Source organism: Micrococcus lacusdianchii (assembly GCF_023155805.1).
GTDB classification, from domain to species: domain Bacteria; phylum Actinomycetota; class Actinomycetes; order Actinomycetales; family Micrococcaceae; genus Micrococcus; species Micrococcus lacusdianchii.
This window is the reverse complement of sequence record NZ_JAKNUW010000007.1, coordinates 22593-37661: the sequence shown is the minus strand read 5'-3', so window position 1 is coordinate 37661 and position 15069 is coordinate 22593. Positions and strand designations below refer to the sequence as shown.

Below are 15069 nucleotides of genomic sequence, written 5' to 3'. Positions count from 1 at the left end.
CGGGCCGCGGGGGCGTGGGCCGGGCGTGACGCCCGCGCCCGCGAGGCTCAGCCGCGGACGACGGCGTCCGGATCGTCGCGGAGGACCTCGCCGAGGGCGTCGAGGAAGGCGGTGGTCTCCTCCTGCGTGCCGGCGGTGACGCGCAGGTGCTCGGGGATGCCCACGTCCCGCACCAGCACCCCGCGCGCCAGGAGGGCCTCCCAGACGGCGTGAGCATCGCGGAGCCGGCCGAAGAACACGAAGTTGGAGTCGGACACGGAGGGGCGCAGGCCGAGCTGGCGGAGGGCGTCCACGATCCGATCCCGCTGGCCCTTGATGTCCTCGACGGTCTCCAGCAGCGCGTCCACGTGCTCGAGCGCCGCGATCGCGGTGGCCTGCGTGACGGCGGACAGGTGGTACGGGAGGCGGACCAGCCGCAGGGCGTCCGTCACGGCGGGATCCGCGGCGAGGTACCCGAGCCGGGCGCCCGCCAGCGCAAACGCCTTGGACATGGTCCGGGTGACGATCAGCCGCTCGCGGCCGGGCAGCAGGGTGAGGGCGGACGGTGTCCCCTCGAGGGCGAACTCGGCGTAGGCCTCGTCCACCACCACCATCGCGCCGTGGCCGTCCTCGTCCTCGTTCCGGGCCTGCGCCGCGTACACCGCCTCGATGGTCTCGAGCCCGAGAGCGGTGCCGGTCGGGTTGTTCGGCGAGGCCAGGAACACCACGTGGGGGCGGTGGCGGCGGACCTGCTCCGCGGCGTGCTCGGCGGAGAGCGTGTGGTCCGCGGCACGGCCACCGTCCACGAAGGCGGTGTCCGTGCCGGCTGCCAGGAGGGGGTACATGGAGTAGGAGGGCAGGAAGCTCAACAGGGTGCGGCCGGGTCCGGCGAAGGCCTGGAGGATCTGCTGGAGCACCTCGTTCGAGCCGTTGCCGGCCCAGACCTGGTCCGGGGCGATGCCGTGACCCAGGTAGGTGGCCAGCCGCTCCCGCAGCTCGGTGAACTCCCGGTCCGGATAGCGGTTGAGCCCACCGGCGACCGTCGCGACCCGTGCGGTGATGGCCTCGGCCACCTGCGGCGGGACCGGGTGCGTGTTCTCGTTGGTGTTGAGCATGGACGGCACGTCCAGCTGAGGCGCGCCGTACGGGCTCTGGCCGCGGAGGGAGTCACGCAGGGGCAGGGAGCTCAGGTCCGTCATGACGCCCATCCTAGGAACGGGCCGCGCCGGCCTCCCCCATGCGACGGAACGGGACCCTGCGGGGGACCGGTCAGCGGACCGGGGGCAGGTAGAGCTCCTGGCCGAGCTCGAGCTCGCCCCCCTCGAGGGCGTTGAGCTCACCGATGCGCTCCATGGTGACGTAGGGGTCCACCCCCGGGGCGGCGTCCCGGGCGATGGACCACAGGCTGTCCCCGGGCATCACGGTCACCGTGACCAGGTCCTCGGAGGCGACGTCCGCCGAGACGGCCGGCGGAGACAGCATCACTCCGGCGAAGAACGCCGCCGTGGCGGTCAGGGCCGCCACCGACAGCATGAGGGGCAGCCCGCGGAACACGAGACGGCCGCGGCGCGTCAGGCGCAGGGGGGCCGACGGGCGCGCCGGAGCGTGGCCGGAGCGGGACCGCCCGAGGAGCCGGGGGGTCCGGGAGAGTGCAGTGGTGACGGGGGTCATGAGCTGTCTGCCTTCCTCCCGCCGCTGCGGGTGTTCGAACATCTGTTCGAGTTCGTTCGAACCCATTTCTAGCACATCCGTTCGAGACTCGCCCAGGAGGGATCGAACATATCTTTGAAGAGCGGTTCGGGGTCCACTAGGGTCGCTCTCACCAGCACATTCCCTGGGGCTGCACCCATGGCACCACCGGAGCCGGACACGTTAAGCCCCCGCCTTCCGAGAGAACGGACCGTCCGCATGGCCTCCTCCGATCAGACCCCGTCCGCCGCCGTGCAGCCCCTGACGGACCGGCAGCGCAGGATCGTACGCACCATCCAGGAGGCCATCGCGGAGCGGGGCTACCCGCCGTCGATGCGGGAGATCGGCGATGCGGCGGGCCTGGCGTCCCTCTCCTCCGTGACCCATCAGCTGGGCCAGCTCGAGCGCTTCGGCTACCTGCGCCGGGACCCGGGCAGGCCGCGCGCCCTCGAGGTCCTCCTCGACCCGGACGGACGTCCCGCGGGAGAGGCGCCGGCCGCGGCCCCCGTGCCGCTGGTCCCGGCCCGGCACACCGGAGCCGCGGACGGCGAGTCGGTGGACGTGCCGTGGGTCGGGCGGATCGCGGCCGGCGGGCCGATCCTCGCGGACCAGCAGGTGGAGGAGGTCATGGCCGTCCCGCGCCGGCTGACCGGCGAGGGGGAGCTGTTCATGCTCCGCATCTCCGGCGACTCCATGGTCGACGCCGCCATCTGTGACGGGGACTGGGTGGTGGTCCGCCGCCAGGACACCGCGGACAACGGGGACATCGTGGCGGCCCTCCTGGACGACGAGTCCACGGTCAAGACGTTCCGCCAGCGCGACGGCCACACCTGGCTGCTGCCGCAGAACACGGCCTACGAGCCCATCCTCGGTGACCACGCGAAGATCATGGGCCGCGTGGTCACCGTGCTCCGCGCGCTCTGAGTCAGGCCTCCTCGGCCAGACGCGCCAGCACGCCGCGGACCACGGCGCGGTCCGTGGTCCGCCAGAAGTCCGGCAGGGCGCTCGTGATGTACCCGCCGTAGCGCTCGGTGGCCAGGCGGGGATCGAGCACGGCCACCACTCCGCGGTCCCCCTGCGCCCGCACCAGACGGCCGGCGCCCTGCGCCATGCGCACGGCCGCGTGGGTGGCGGAGACCCGCATGAAGCCGTTCCCGCCGTGGCGGGCCACGTCCCGGGTGCGGGCCTGGGAGAGGGGATCGTCCGGCCGGGGGAATGGGATGCGGTCGATCACCACGAGCCGGAGCGAGGGCCCCGGCACGTCCACGCCCTGCCACAGGCTCATGGTGCCGAACAGGGAGGTGTCCGGCTCCTCCGTGAACTGCCGGACCAGCGCGGAGAGGGTCGCATCCCCCTGGCACAGCACGGTGCTCTTCTTCCCCAGGCGACGGCGCATCTCGGCCGCCGCGTCCTCCGCGGCGCGGCGGGAGGAGAACAGGCCGAGGGCCCCGCCGTTCGAGGCACGCAACAGCGCCTCGAGCTCGTCGAGGGACTCCGGGGACGCGGTGCGCCCCGGCTTGGGTAGGTGCCGGGCGACGTACAGGACCCCCTGACGGGGGTAGTCGAAGGGCGAGCCGACGTCGAGCGCGGTGTACTCCGGTGCGTCAGGTCCGGCCAGCCCCACGTCCCCGGCCACCGAGTCGAACCGGCGGGCCCCCTGGCCCACGGTGAGAGTGGCGGAGGTGAGCACGGTGGTGGCCTTCCCGAAGAGGCCCTCGCGGAGCTTGCCCGCCACGGAGATGGGGGCGACGTAGAGCTGCGGGGGGTCGGCCTCGTCCCCGGGCTGCCATCCCACGCCGGGCTCGAAGTGGCCGGGACGGGTGGCCCACAGGACCTCCGGGAAGTCGGCCTCGGGACGCGCCGCGAGCATCCGCTCGGTGACCTCGACGGCCTCGAGCAGGCGCGAGCGGGCCATCTGCCGTCCCCCGTCGGCGTCACCCTCCTTGTCCTTGCCGAGGTCGGAGAAGCACTGCCGCGCCGCGTTCAGCACGGCGGTGAGCGCCTGTTCCTGCACGTCGTCCGGTCCGCCCTGGATCAGCCCGGACGGGACGCCCTGGAAGGCGCGGTCCATCCCCGCCGCGGCCGCCACGAGGTCCTCCACGGCCACGGAGGTGTGCCGCCGCAGGGAGGTGGCCGCCCCGTGCACGATCGACCCGGAGAGCTGCCCCGTCACCGCGCCCGTGACGCGGTCCTGCAGCTCGTGCGCCTCGTCCACGATCACGGCCGAGTACGCGGGCAGCACCGCGAGCCCCTCGAACGCGCTGATGGCGAGCATCGCGTGGTTGGTGACCACCACGTCCGCATCGGCGGCGTCCGCGCGGGCCCGCTCGGAGAAGCACTCCTCCGCCATCGGGCAGCGGGAGGCGCCAAGGCAGTCGACGGCGGACACGGACACCTGCCGCCACGCGCGGTCGGTCACGGGGATCTCGAGGTCGTCCCGGTCCCCCGTCTGCGTCTCGTCCGCCCACGCACGCAGGTACAGGACCTCCTTGCCGAGTAGGGACGTCGGCTCGGAGGTGCTGGCACCGGGGGTGCCGAGCGCGCCGCCGTCGTCGGCCACCTCGAAGAGGGTCTCCTCCCCCTCGTCCCCGGGATAGCCGCCGTCCACCTTGTGGCGGCAGAGGTAGTTGGAGCGGCCCTTGACGAGGGCCACCACGGGCTCGCGCGGCAGCTCGCCGGCGAGCGCCTCCACCAGACGCGGGGCGTCCCGCTTCATGATCTGGGCCTGCAGGGCCAGCGTGGCCGTCGCGACGACGACGGGGTCCTCCTGGTCCATGGCGTGCTGGAGCGCGGGGATCAGGTAGGCCAGGGACTTGCCGGTGCCCGTGCCGGCCTGCACCAGGAGGTGGCGCCGCGACTCCAGCGCGCGCGCCACCTGCAGGACCATCTCGCGCTGCCCCGCGCGCTGCTGGCCGCCGGTGGCCTCGACCACCGTGTCCAGCAGCCGCAGCGCCTCGCGCTCCCGGTCCGTGGCCGCGACGGTGTCCCGCGCCGCGTCGGACCCCTCCGCGCTCCCCGTGCCCGTCATGCCGAGGCGGCCTCCGCCACGCCTCCGGGCGCGTCCACGCGGTACTGCTCCAGGTCCGCGGCCACGTCCTGCCGCACAAGCACCGACAGGCGGGTGCCGCCCTCCTCGTACGTCTCGGAGAGGATCTCGGCGTCCACGGAATGCAGGCGGGAGACCACCTGCCCGGCCGTGAACGGCACGAGCAGCTCCAGGCGCACGTCCGGACGCGGGATCGTGGCGGAGATCGCGCGCTCGAGCTCCTCGATCCCCTCACCGGTGCGGGCGGAGACCACCACGGTGTGGGGCTCCTTGGCCCGGATCCGGGCGATCACCGCCGGCTCGGCGGCGTCCGCCTTGTTCAGGACGATGATCTCCGGGATCCGGTGCGCGTCCACCTCGGCGAGGACCCCGCGGACCGCGGCGATCTGCCCCTCCGGGTCCGGATGGGAGCCGTCCACCACGTGGAGGATGACGTCCGCGTCCGCGACCTCCTCCAGGGTGGAGCGGAAGGCCTCCACCAGCTGGGTGGGGAGGTTGCGCACGAAGCCCACGGTGTCCGAGAGCGTGTAGCCGATCCCGTCCGGGGTCACGGCCCTGCGCACGGTGGGGTCCAGCGTGGCGAACAGCGCGTTCTGCACCAGGACGCCCGCGTGGGTGAGGCGGTTGAGCAGGGAGGACTTGCCGGCGTTGGTGTACCCGGCGATCGCCACGGAGGGCACCCGGTTGCGGCGCCGGTTGGCCCGTTTGGCCTCGCGCGCCGGCTGCATGCCCGCGATGTCCTTCTTCAGCTTGGCCATGCGCGTGCGGATGCGGCGGCGGTCCAGCTCGATCTTGGTCTCGCCGGGGCCGCGGGAGCCGATGCCCTCACCGCCGGCGGCGCGGCCGCCGGCCTGGCGGGACATGGACTCGCCCCAGCCGCGCAGGCGCGGCAGCAGGTACTCGAGCTGGGCGAGCTCCACCTGCGCGCGGCCCTCACGCGAGGTGGCGTGCTGCGCGAAGATGTCCAGGATCAGGGCGGTGCGGTCGATCACCTTCACGCGCACCACGTCCTCCAGCGCGCGGCGCTGGGACGGGGCGAGCTCGGAGTCCACGATCACGGTGTCCGCGCCCGTGAGCGCCACGACCTCCGCGAGCTCCCGCGCCTTGCCCTTGCCCAGGAACGTGGCGGGGTCCGGGGTGGCACGGCGCTGGATGACGCCGTCGAGCACCTCGGAGCCGGCCGTCTCGGCGAGCGCGGCCAGCTCCTTGAGGGAGTTCTCCGCGTCCTCGGCGGAGCCCTCGGTCCAGACACCGGCCAGCACGACGCGCTCCAGGCGCAGCTGGCGGTACTCGACCTCGGACATGTCCTCCAGCTCGGTGGACAGTCCGGCCACGCGGCGCAGCGAGTGGCGTGCGGCCAGCTCGTCCTGGTCGCCGTCCACCTCGGTGTGGGCGTCCCCGCCTTCGGCCAGGGCCAGGGCTCGGCCCTCGAGGGCCGAGCGGTGGCCGGCTCCCTCGCCGTCGAGGCGGTCGCCCCGGCCGTCGCCGTCCTCCGCGTCGGTGCGGGCGCGACGGGCGTCGTCGGCCGCGAGAATGCGGTCGATCACGGCCTGGACCTGGTCCTCGGTCTCGGGCGTGGCGCCGCGGTCGTTCTGGGTGTTCTCAGTCATGGTCTCCTCTGGGCCCGCTCGGTCGGCGGCCCGGTGTAGTCAGGGTAGTGGGTGGGGCAGACCGGATAGGGGTCCGCGGGCGGGCCGGCCACGGCACGCTGGTTCCCGTGAGGCCGGTTCCGGGATCAGCGCTGCGTCATCGGGCAACCTCCCGGACGAAGCGGTGGCATCGGTGGACGCGGCGGAAGCGACGGCGCAGGGCCGTCTCGTCCTCCAGGCGTGCATGCAGGAAGGCCTTCACCGGGACGGAGAGGCCCTCCGGAGTCGTGAACCCCTCCAGCGCGGCGTCGTCGAGCGCGTCGTCCGCGTACACGTGCAGGTACATCTGATCGACGGCGAAGCCCTCTGCGCGGTACCACGCGTGCGCAGCGGCGTCGTCGCGCGTCCAGGCGTCCAGGGTCGTGACCCGCGCGGGCAGGTGCGGCAGCAGGGCGGCCAGGAGGGACCCGGCGATCCCGCGGCCCCGGTGGTCGGGATGGACCGCCACCGTGTCGATCGTCGCCAGGTTCTCCTCCGCGGTCCCGGTGGCGCCAGCCTCCACGTCCAGCACGCCGACGATCGTCCCGGCCTCGTCCTCGGCGACCCACTGGAGGGAGTCCTCGGGGCGGAGGCCGGGCGCCGGCACGGAGTGGGCGGTGCGGACGTCGTCGAGGTATGCGCTGTGCAGGAAGGACAGCACGCGGCAACGGAGCCACGCCTCCTCGTCGGCGGGCGTGCAGGGGCGCACAGTGATGCTCATGGGGGTTCCTCGAATGTTCATCAGCGGGTCGCGGGCACGCCCGAGGGCGGCTTCCACGACGGGAGCGGGCTGAGACGACGGCGGCCGGAGCAGGTGCTCGACGGCGGCCGGAGCAGGTGCTCGACGGCGGGCGACGTCAGACGAACAGCAGGAACATGCGTCCGAGTCTACCGGTCAGGGCCCGGCGCGGGAAGGGGATCGCTGTGGGCGGACGCTCCTGCCCCGCTCGTCCCCGTGGCGCGCCCGTCCAGGTGCGTACCCTGCCCCCATGGAGTCCTCGACGCCCACCCCCCTCCCCGACGCGGGACAGTCCCGGCACGTGACCGTCCTCGTCATCGGGGCCGGCCAGGCCGGACTGTCCGCCGCCTACCACCTGCAGCGTCGAGGCTTCCTGCCGCTGGGCCCGTCCGTCTCCGCCTCCGCCTCCGCCGACGGCGGCACCGTCCCCGGCACGTTCGCCGTGCTCGACGCCGACGCCGCCCCCGGCGGGGCGTGGCGGCACCGCTGGGACTCGCTCACCATGGGCACCGTCAACCACATCCACGAGCTGCCGGGCCACCCCGTCCCGCCGGCCGACCCCGCAGCGCGGGCGAACCGGGTGCTCCCGGACTACTTCGCCGAGTACGAGCGGATGTTCGACCTGCCGGTCCACCGCCCCGTGACCGTGCACCAGGTCGAGCATGCCAAGGGCGGCGGCTTCCGGGTGCTCGTCGACGGCGGCGACTGGCACGCCGACTGGATCGTCAACGCCACCGGCACCTGGACCTCCCCGCACTGGCCCGCGGTGCCGGGGCAGCGCAGCTTCCGGGGGCGGCAGAGCCACACCCACGACTACCGCGCCAAGGAGGACTTCGCCGGGCGGCGCGTGGTCGTCGTCGGGATGGGCGTCTCGGCCACGCAGCTGCTGGCGGAGATCTCCACCGTCGCCGCGGACACCCTGTGGGTCACCCGGCGGGAGCCGCACTGGATCGACGACCCCGCCCCCGGACGACTGGCCGAGGCGGTGCAGGGCGTGGACGAGCGCACGCGGGCGGGCCTGCCGCCGGCGTCGGTGGTCAGCGCCACCGGGATGTTCCGGGCGCCGTGGGTGCGGGAGGCCGAGACCCGCGGCGTGATGGTGCGCCGCCCGATGTTCACGGCGGTGGAGCCCGAGGGGGTGCGACTGCCGGACGGGACTCTGTGGCCGGCTGACGACATCCTGTGGTGCACCGGCTTCCGCCCTGCCATGCGGCACCTGGCGCCCCTGCACCTGCGCACCCCGGACGGGGGCATCGCGGTCGTCGGCGGGCGGTCGGTCGCCGAGCCGCGGCTGTTCCTGATCGGCTACGGGCCCAGCCAGTCCACGGTGGGCGCCAACCGTGCCGGGCGGGACGCGGTGCGCGCGATCCTGGCCGAGCTGCGTCCGCGCCGCTGACTACGATGGCCCGCGTGAGCCAGAACGCCCCCGCCGCATCGCACTACTTCGACGACGATCCCGCCGCCCCGGAACGGCGGCGCACCGTGACGGTGCGCCTGGCCGGGCGCGAGGTGTCGGTGCAGACGGCGAACGGGATCTTCTCCCCGGACGGCGTGGACAAGGGCACCGCCGCCCTGTTCGCCTCGGTCCCCGCACCGCCGGCCTCCGGACGCTTCCTCGACGTCGGCGCGGGCTGGGGGCCGATCGCCCTCACCCTGGCACTGCGCTCCCCGGAGGCGGAGGTGACCGCCGTCGAGGTCAACGACCGCTCCCTCCAGCTCACCCGGGACAACGCTGCGGCCCTGGGGCTGGCGAACGTCTCGGCGCTGCGTCCCGAGGACGTGCCGGTGGACGTGGAGTTCGACCTGATCTGGTCCAACCCGCCCATCCGGATCGGCAAGGCGGCCCTGCACGAGCTGCTCGCGCTGTGGCTGCCGCGGCTGGCGCCCGGAGGCGAGGCCTGGCTCGTGGTCCAGAAGAACCTCGGCGCCGACTCGCTGCTGCCCTGGATCCAGGGGATGCTCGACGAGCGCGCCCCCGGTACTTTCACCGCGGAGCGGGCGGACAGCGTCAAGGGGTTCCGGATCCTGAAGGTGGTCCGAACAGACTGACGCGCCGTTTCCTGAACGACGGCGCCGAGGCGGGAGCTGTTTCCCGAACGACGACGTCAGGGGGTCAGGCGATGAGCTCGCCGTCGAACACCAGCTCGGCCGGGCCCGCGAGCACCACGTGCTCCTCGCCGTCGGCGGCGCGCACGAAGTCGATGCCCAGCACACCGCCGGGGACCTCCACGAGCCAGGAGTCCGAGCCCTCCGGGCCGGCCCACGTGCGCATGGCCACGGCCACCGCGCACGCCCCGGTGCCGCAGGACTGGGTCTCCCCCACGCCGCGCTCGTGCACGCGCATGCGCACGCGGCCCACGCCCTCGTGGATCAGCGGCTCGTGCGCGGCCACGAACTCCACGTTGGTGCCGTGCGGCGGCTCCGGGTCCACGCCGGGGGCGCGGGTGAGGTCCAGGTCCGCGAGCTCCGCCATGGACTGCAGCGGCACCACGGTGTGCGGGTTGCCCATGGACACGCTCAAGGCGGGACGCGGGTCGGGCAGGCCGGCGGTCAGGACCATGGCATCGGAAGCCAACTCCTCCGCCAGCTCGGGCTCGAGGAAGCGCCACGGGCCCATGTCGATCGAGTAGCCGCCCTCATAGCGGGTGACGGTCTTGGCGCCGGCCCGGGTGCCGATCGTCAGCGACTGCCCCGGCGCGAGGTCCACGAGGCCCTTCTCCACGAGGAAGTGCACGAACACGCGCACCCCGTTGCCGCACATCTCTGCGATCGAGCCGTCCCCGTTGCGGTAGTCCATGAACCACTCGGCCTCGGGGTGCTCGGCCAGGACGGCCTCCCCCTCGGGCAGGTTCGCCGACCGCACGGCGCGGATGACGCCGTCGGCGCCCACGCCCTGGTGGCGGTCCGCCACCCGCGCCACGCGCTCCGCGTCCAGCTGCGCGTTGCCGCCCGGGTCCGCGACCAGTACGAAGTCGTTGCCGGTGCCGTGGCCCTTGGTGAAGGGCACAGACGGGCGGTCGGCGGCGGGGGTCTCGCCGCGCGCGGCGGAGTGCTCGGTGCTCATGGGCCTCAGTCTAGGGGCGGGCCCGGACGCCTCGGGCGTCCCCGTCCGTCGGCTCCTCGGCCCCGGACTCCGTGCTCGACACGTTCTGCGCCACGGCCGCCAGCGCCCGCTGCACGAGGTCCGGGGCGTCCGCGGGCAGCCAGCGCACGCGCGGGTCGGCGCGGAACCACGTCTCCTGACGGCGGGCGAAGCGGCGGGTGGCCACGATCGTCTGCTCGCTCGCGGCGGACTCGGTGAGCTCCCCGTCCAGCACCGCGAGCATCTCCCGGTAGCCGATCGCTCGCGAGGCGGTCGGTCCGTCGCGCAGTCCGTTGGCCGTCAGCCCCCGCACCTCGTCCAGGAGCCCTGCCGCCATCATCGCGTCCACGCGGGCAGCGATGCGCTCGTGCAGCACAGGGCGGTCGATCGAGAGCCCGATCTGCACCGCGGGCAGCACGTCCGCGGCGTACTCGCGCCGTGGCATGAAGGAGCTGAACGGCCGCCCCGTGAGCCGGTGCACCTCGATCGCCCGGACCAGGCGCCGGTCGTCCCGGACGCGCTCGGCGGAGGCCGGGTCGACGCCGGCCAGCTCGGCCCGCAGCGCGGCCTCCCCGCGCTCGGCCAGCTCTGCTTCCACCCCCGCCCGCACTGCCGGGTCCGTCGGCGGGAAGTCCAGCACGTCCAGGGCGGCGCGCACGTACAGCCCCGAGCCGCCCACCAGGATCGGCGTGCGGCCCCGGGCGCGGATGTCCACGAAGCACGCCCGCGCGTCGGACTGGAACCGGGCGACCGACGCCTCCTCGGTCACCTCCATGACGTCCAGGAGGTGGTGCGGCACCCCCTGGCGCTCCTCGACCGTGACCTTGGCGGTGCCCACGTCCATGCCCCGGTAGAACTGCAGCGCGTCCGCGTTCACCACCTCGCCGTCCAGCGCGTGCGCCAGGGCGACGGTGAGCGCGGACTTGCCCGTCGCCGTCGCTCCCACCACGGCGACGACGGGCGCGGGCCCGGCCGGGTGGGGACGGGAGGCGGGACTCGGCGTCGCGGTCATGCGGGGCGGACTCAGGCCCGCGGGCGCAGCGTGGGCATGCCGAGGCTCGTGGCGCCGACGCCGCTGGGCCCGCCCGGGGAGGGCACGCCGCAGGACTCGGCCTGGGCGCGGTCCCACGCGTCGCCGGCGCGGGAGCGGCGCAGGCGATAGTCCGCGAGGTCCGGGTCCGCGACCGCGAAGTACGGATGCGCCTCGGTCACGGTGACGGTGACGAAGTCGCCCGGGCGCGGCGTCTCGGCCCCGGCCGGCACGGAGAAGTGCACCAGGCGGTTGTCCGGGGCGCGGCCGGCCAGGCGGCCGCGCTCGGCGCCCTTCGACCCGGAGTCGGCGGTGACCAGCAGCTCCTGCCGGGTGCCGACGAGCGTGCGCATCTCCTCCGCCGAGATCCGGTCCTGCAGGGCGACGAGCCGCCCGAACCGCTCCTGCACCACCGCCTTCGGCACCTGGTCCGCCATCTCCGCTGCCGGGGTGCCGGGCCGAATCGAGTACTGGAAGGTGAACGCCGAGGAGAACCGGGAGGCCTCCACCACACGCATGGTCTCCTCGAAGTCCTCCTCCGTCTCCCCGGGGAAGCCCACGATGATGTCCGTGGTGATCGCCGCGTGCGGGATGCGCTCGCGGACCTTCTCCAGGATCCCGAGGAACTTCGTCGAGCGGTACGACCGGCGCATGTCCTTGAGCACCTTGTCCGACCCCGACTGCAGCGGCATGTGCAGCTGCGGCATGACGTTGGGGGTCTCGGCCATCGCGTCGATGACGTCGTCGGTGAACATGGCCGGGTGCGGGCTGGTGAAGCGCACGCGCTCGAGGCCCTCGATCGCCCCGCAGGCGCGGAGGAGCTTGGCGAACGCGCCGCGGTCCCCGAACTCCACCCCGTAGCTGTTCACGTTCTGCCCCAGCAGGGTGACCTCCACGGCGCCGGCGTCCACGAGGGCCTGGACCTCCGCGAGGATCTCCCCCGGGCGGCGGTCCTTCTCCTTGCCGCGCAGGGACGGGACGATGCAGAACGTGCAGGTGTTGTTGCAGCCCACGGAGATGGACACCCAGCCCGAATGCGTGGAGTCCCGCTTGGTGGGCAGGGTGGAGGGGAAGACCTCGAGCGACTCGAGGATCTCGATCTCCGCGTCCGCATTGTGCCGGGAGCGCTCGAGCAGCACGGGCAGGGAGCCGATGTTATGGGTGCCGAAGACCACGTCCACCCACGGCGCCTTCTGCTGGATGACGGCCTGGTCCTTCTGGGCGAGGCACCCGCCCACGGCGATCTGCATCCCGGGGTGCGCGTCCTTCACCGCACGCAGGTTGCCCAGGTTGCCGTAGAGGCGGTTGTCCGCGTTCTCGCGGACCGCGCACGTGTTGAAGACCACGAGGTCGGCCTGGGCGTCCTCGGCGACCGGGGCGTAGCCGGTGGACTCGAGCAGGCCGGAGATGCGCTCGGAGTCGTGCACGTTCATCTGGCACCCGAAGGTGCGGACCTCGTAGGTGAGGCCCTTGTGGGGGCGAAGGGTGGGATCCGTCAGAGTCACCGCACCATTCTAGGTGTCACCCGTCGAGCTCCCCGAGGACCTCCTGGACGACGCCGAACGCGAGCCCCGGTCCGTAGCCCCTGCGGCCCAGCATCCCCACGAGGCGGCGGACGACCTTGTCCCGCTCGGCCCGCCCCGCGGGCCCGTCGGCGGCGGGCGCGGGCCGCCCGCGCATCTTCGCGTGGACCAGGTCGAGCGCCGCCTGCCGCTCGTCCTCCGGCTCGACGGCCGCCAGGGCCTCCTCCGCGACGTCCCTGTCCACGCCCTTCTCGTGCAGCTCACGGGAGATGGCCCGCCGGGACAGGCGCCTGCCGCGGGCGCGGCTGCGGACCCAGACCTCGGCGAAGGCGGCGTCGTCCACGAGGCCGACCTCCTCGAACCGGTCGAGGATCCGGGCGATCAGCTCTGGGTCGGCCTGCCGCTCCGCGAGCTTCCGCTCGAGCTGGCCACGGGAGCGCGGGCCCATGGCCAGCTGTCGCAGGACGACCTCGCGGGCGGCCTCCTCCCGCTCGCGGGGCTCCTCGGGCAGGGACGCCGGGCCGGGTCGGCGGCCGCGACGACGGCGGGGCTCGTCCTCCGCCGGCTCGTCCCGGGCACCGCCCCCGATCACCCGGGGGGCGGGCTCGGTCGGCACGGGCTCGGCAGGGACGGCCCGGGGGGTCCGGGATCGGGCCCGGCCGGTCCCGGCGGCACGGCGGTCCTCCGCCCCTGCGGTGGTGGTCCACGGCAAGGGCACGGGGTCGGACCCGTCCGTGTCCTCGGCGTCCCGCGGGCGGCGGACCGGAGTGGGCAGATCGCTCGCCCGGGTCAGGAGGAGGCCGAGGTCCGCGGGGGCCGGTGGGAGCTGCTCCTCGGGCGGCGTGCCCGTCCGACGTCGACCGGAGGCCGGGGCGGACACGGTCGACGGATCGGGGGCGTCCGACGCGGCCGCGCCTGGGGCGTCCGCGCGCGGGCCCTGCTCCCCGTGCTTCACGCCCGCCAGGTCCAGCCACAGGCGGGCGACCTCGGAGTCGAGGGCGTCATCGAAGACGGGGCCGTCCGTCCGCCCGGCGTCCTGCCGTGCGGACGGACGGCCCCGTCCCCGAGGCCCCGCGCCGGAGGTCATCCGGCGGCGACGTCACCGGCCACGGCCTGCAGGGCCGGGGCCTCATCCGGCTGATCGTCCTCGGCGCCGGCCCCGCCGATGCCGAGCTTCGCGAAGATCCGCTGCTCGATCTCGAGGGCCAGGTCCGGGTTGTCCTTGAGGAACCGGCGGGCGTTCTCCTTGCCCTGGCCGAGCTGGTCCCCGTCGTACGTGAACCAGGCACCCGACTTCTTGACGATGCCCTCGTCCACGCCCATGTCGATCAGGCTGCCCTCCTTGGAGATGCCCTCGCCGTAGAGGATGTCGAACTCGGCCTGCTTGAAGGGCGGGGCCATCTTGTTCTTGACGACCTTCACGCGGGTGCGGTTGCCGACCGGGTTGCCGCCCTCCTTGAGGGTCTCGATGCGGCGCACGTCGATGCGGACCGAGGCGTAGAACTTCAGGGCCTTGCCGCCGGTGGTGGTCTCCGGGGAGCCGAAGAACACGCCGATCTTCTCGCGCAGCTGGTTGATGAAGATGGCGGTGGTGTTGGTCTGGTGCAGACGGCCGGTCACCTTGCGCAGCGCCTGGGACATGAGGCGGGCCTGGAGGCCGACGTGGGAGTCGCCCATCTCGCCCTCGATCTCCGCACGGGGGGTCAGCGCGGCCACGGAGTCGATGACCACGATGTCCAGCGTGCCCGAGGAGACGAGCATGTCCATGATCTCGAGGGCCTGCTCGCCGGTGTCCGGCTGGCTCACCAGCAGGGCGTCCGTGTCCACGCCGAGCTTGCGGGCGTAGACCGGGTCCAAGGCGTGCTCCGCGTCGATGAACGCGGCGATGCCCCCGTTGCGCTGGGCGTTGGCCACCGCGTGCAGGGCCAGGGTGGTCTTGCCGGAGGACTCGGGGCCGTAGATCTCCACCACGCGGCCGCGCGGCAGTCCGCCGATCCCGAGGGCGACGTCCATGGCCACGGAGCCGGTGGGGATGACCTCCACGGGCGCCTGGGTCTGCTCGCCCAGGCGCATGACCGAGCCCTTGCCGAACTGCTTGTCGATCTGCGCGAGGGCGGCGTCCAGTGCCTTCTCGCGGTCCGTGGTCGCCTTCTCGGCGGCGCTCGCCTTGCTCATGGTTCACTCCTGGGTCTGATCCGTGCTCACGCGGGTCCTCCCGCGGCTGCCTGATGTCTGGAGAGTACGGGCCGCGGCGGACACGTTAGAGGCCCGCCGGCCGGGCTGTGGATCGCCGGGTTCTCCCGGCACGTGTGCAGGACTCTACCCCATCCTTCGAACACGTGTTCGAACCCCG

13 protein-coding genes are annotated in these 15069 nt (G+C 73.7%); 3 read left to right on the top strand and 10 right to left on the bottom strand.

The features are described from left to right. Positions 1–47: 47 nt before the first annotated feature. Together MA879_RS05975 and MA879_RS05970 are read right to left on the bottom strand one after the other, a co-directional pair. Positions 48–1178 carry a histidinol-phosphate transaminase gene (locus MA879_RS05975; protein WP_248124133.1) on the bottom strand — a complete coding sequence of 377 codons (1131 nt, stop codon included), beginning with the start codon at positions 1176–1178 and terminating at the stop codon, positions 48–50. 70 nt (positions 1179–1248) lie between these two features. After that, entirely contained in the window at positions 1249–1650 is a 402-nt protein-coding gene (locus MA879_RS05970; protein ID WP_248124132.1) for a LysM peptidoglycan-binding domain-containing protein, read from the bottom strand. A 237-nt stretch (positions 1651–1887) separates the two neighbouring features. Between MA879_RS05970 and lexA the strand changes: the two genes are divergently transcribed. Further along, a complete protein-coding gene (lexA, locus tag MA879_RS05965) occupies positions 1888–2592 on the top strand; it encodes a transcriptional repressor LexA (protein ID WP_248124131.1) in 705 nt (234 codons plus the stop codon). A 1-nt stretch (position 2593) separates the two neighbouring features. Here lexA and MA879_RS05960 read toward each other — a convergent pair whose 3' ends face one another. The 3 genes from MA879_RS05960 to MA879_RS05950 form a co-directional block, all read right to left on the bottom strand. Then, positions 2594–4696 (bottom strand): ATP-dependent DNA helicase, encoded by a 2103-nt coding sequence (locus tag MA879_RS05960; RefSeq protein ID WP_248124130.1) that lies wholly within the window; start codon positions 4694–4696, stop codon positions 2594–2596. Then, the gene (gene hflX / locus MA879_RS05955; RefSeq protein WP_248124129.1) at positions 4693–6324 is read right to left on the bottom strand and encodes a GTPase HflX; all 1632 of its coding nucleotides are present in this window, start codon (positions 6322–6324) and stop codon (positions 4693–4695) included. The genes MA879_RS05960 and hflX overlap by 4 nt, the downstream gene beginning before the upstream one ends. Before the next feature lie 136 nt (positions 6325–6460). After that, complete coding sequence (locus tag MA879_RS05950; protein WP_248124128.1) at positions 6461–7063, bottom strand: GNAT family N-acetyltransferase; 603 nt, start codon at positions 7061–7063, stop codon at positions 6461–6463. Between the two features lie 268 nt (positions 7064–7331). Here MA879_RS05950 and MA879_RS05945 point away from each other — a divergent pair, with 268 nt between their 5' ends. Then, on the top strand, positions 7332–8477 hold the full coding sequence (locus tag MA879_RS05945; RefSeq protein WP_248124127.1) for an NAD(P)-binding domain-containing protein: 1146 nt from the start codon (positions 7332–7334) through the stop codon (positions 8475–8477). 14 nt (positions 8478–8491) lie between these two features. Then, positions 8492–9130 carry a class I SAM-dependent methyltransferase gene (locus MA879_RS05940; RefSeq protein WP_248124126.1) on the top strand — a complete coding sequence of 213 codons (639 nt, stop codon included), beginning with the start codon at positions 8492–8494 and terminating at the stop codon, positions 9128–9130. 64 nt (positions 9131–9194) lie between these two features. Here the strand turns inward: MA879_RS05940 and dapF are convergent, their stop codons facing one another. The 5 genes from dapF to recA are packed head-to-tail and all read right to left on the bottom strand — an operon-like array spanning position 9195 to position 14891. Next, complete coding sequence (dapF, locus tag MA879_RS05935) at positions 9195–10145, bottom strand: diaminopimelate epimerase (protein ID WP_248124125.1); 951 nt, start codon at positions 10143–10145, stop codon at positions 9195–9197. Between the two features lie 10 nt (positions 10146–10155). Then, positions 10156–11175, bottom strand: a complete 1020-nt coding sequence (miaA, locus tag MA879_RS05930) for a tRNA (adenosine(37)-N6)-dimethylallyltransferase MiaA (protein WP_248124124.1) — start codon at positions 11173–11175, stop codon at positions 10156–10158. An 11-nt stretch (positions 11176–11186) separates the two neighbouring features. After that, positions 11187–12698 carry a tRNA (N6-isopentenyl adenosine(37)-C2)-methylthiotransferase MiaB gene (miaB, locus tag MA879_RS05925; RefSeq protein WP_335342036.1) on the bottom strand — a complete coding sequence of 504 codons (1512 nt, stop codon included), beginning with the start codon at positions 12696–12698 and terminating at the stop codon, positions 11187–11189. A 16-nt stretch (positions 12699–12714) separates the two neighbouring features. Then, positions 12715–13803: a regulatory protein RecX gene (locus tag MA879_RS05920; protein WP_248124123.1), complete on the bottom strand. Its 1089-nt coding sequence runs from the start codon at positions 13801–13803 to the stop codon at positions 12715–12717. Continuing rightward, on the bottom strand, positions 13800–14891 hold the full coding sequence (gene recA, locus MA879_RS05915) for a recombinase RecA (protein WP_248124122.1): 1092 nt from the start codon (positions 14889–14891) through the stop codon (positions 13800–13802). Before recA ends, MA879_RS05920 begins: the two co-directional genes overlap by 4 nt. Between the last annotated feature and the right edge of the window lie 178 nt (positions 14892–15069).

What these genes read in the sequence shown, in the direction of transcription:
- MA879_RS05960 (WP_248124130.1), bottom strand. Translation starts at nt 4,696, where the DNA reads ATGACGGGCACGGGGAGCGCGGAGGGGTCCGACGCGGCGCGGGACACC.
- hflX (WP_248124129.1), bottom strand. Translation starts at nt 6,324, where the DNA reads ATGACTGAGAACACCCAGAACGACCGCGGCGCCACGCCCGAGACCGAG.
- MA879_RS05970 (WP_248124132.1), bottom strand. Translation starts at nt 1,650, where the DNA reads ATGACCCCCGTCACCACTGCACTCTCCCGGACCCCCCGGCTCCTCGGG.
- MA879_RS05975 (WP_248124133.1), bottom strand. Translation starts at nt 1,178, where the DNA reads ATGACGGACCTGAGCTCCCTGCCCCTGCGTGACTCCCTCCGCGGCCAG.
- dapF (WP_248124125.1), bottom strand. Translation starts at nt 10,145, where the DNA reads ATGAGCACCGAGCACTCCGCCGCGCGCGGCGAGACCCCCGCCGCCGAC.
- recA (WP_248124122.1), bottom strand. Translation starts at nt 14,891, where the DNA reads ATGAGCAAGGCGAGCGCCGCCGAGAAGGCGACCACGGACCGCGAGAAG.
- MA879_RS05920 (WP_248124123.1), bottom strand. Translation starts at nt 13,803, where the DNA reads ATGACCTCCGGCGCGGGGCCTCGGGGACGGGGCCGTCCGTCCGCACGG.
- miaA (WP_248124124.1), bottom strand. Translation starts at nt 11,175, where the DNA reads ATGACCGCGACGCCGAGTCCCGCCTCCCGTCCCCACCCGGCCGGGCCC.
- MA879_RS05945 (WP_248124127.1), top strand. Translation starts at nt 7,332, where the DNA reads ATGGAGTCCTCGACGCCCACCCCCCTCCCCGACGCGGGACAGTCCCGG.
- lexA (WP_248124131.1), top strand. Translation starts at nt 1,888, where the DNA reads ATGGCCTCCTCCGATCAGACCCCGTCCGCCGCCGTGCAGCCCCTGACG.
- MA879_RS05950 (WP_248124128.1), bottom strand. Translation starts at nt 7,063, where the DNA reads ATGAGCATCACTGTGCGCCCCTGCACGCCCGCCGACGAGGAGGCGTGG.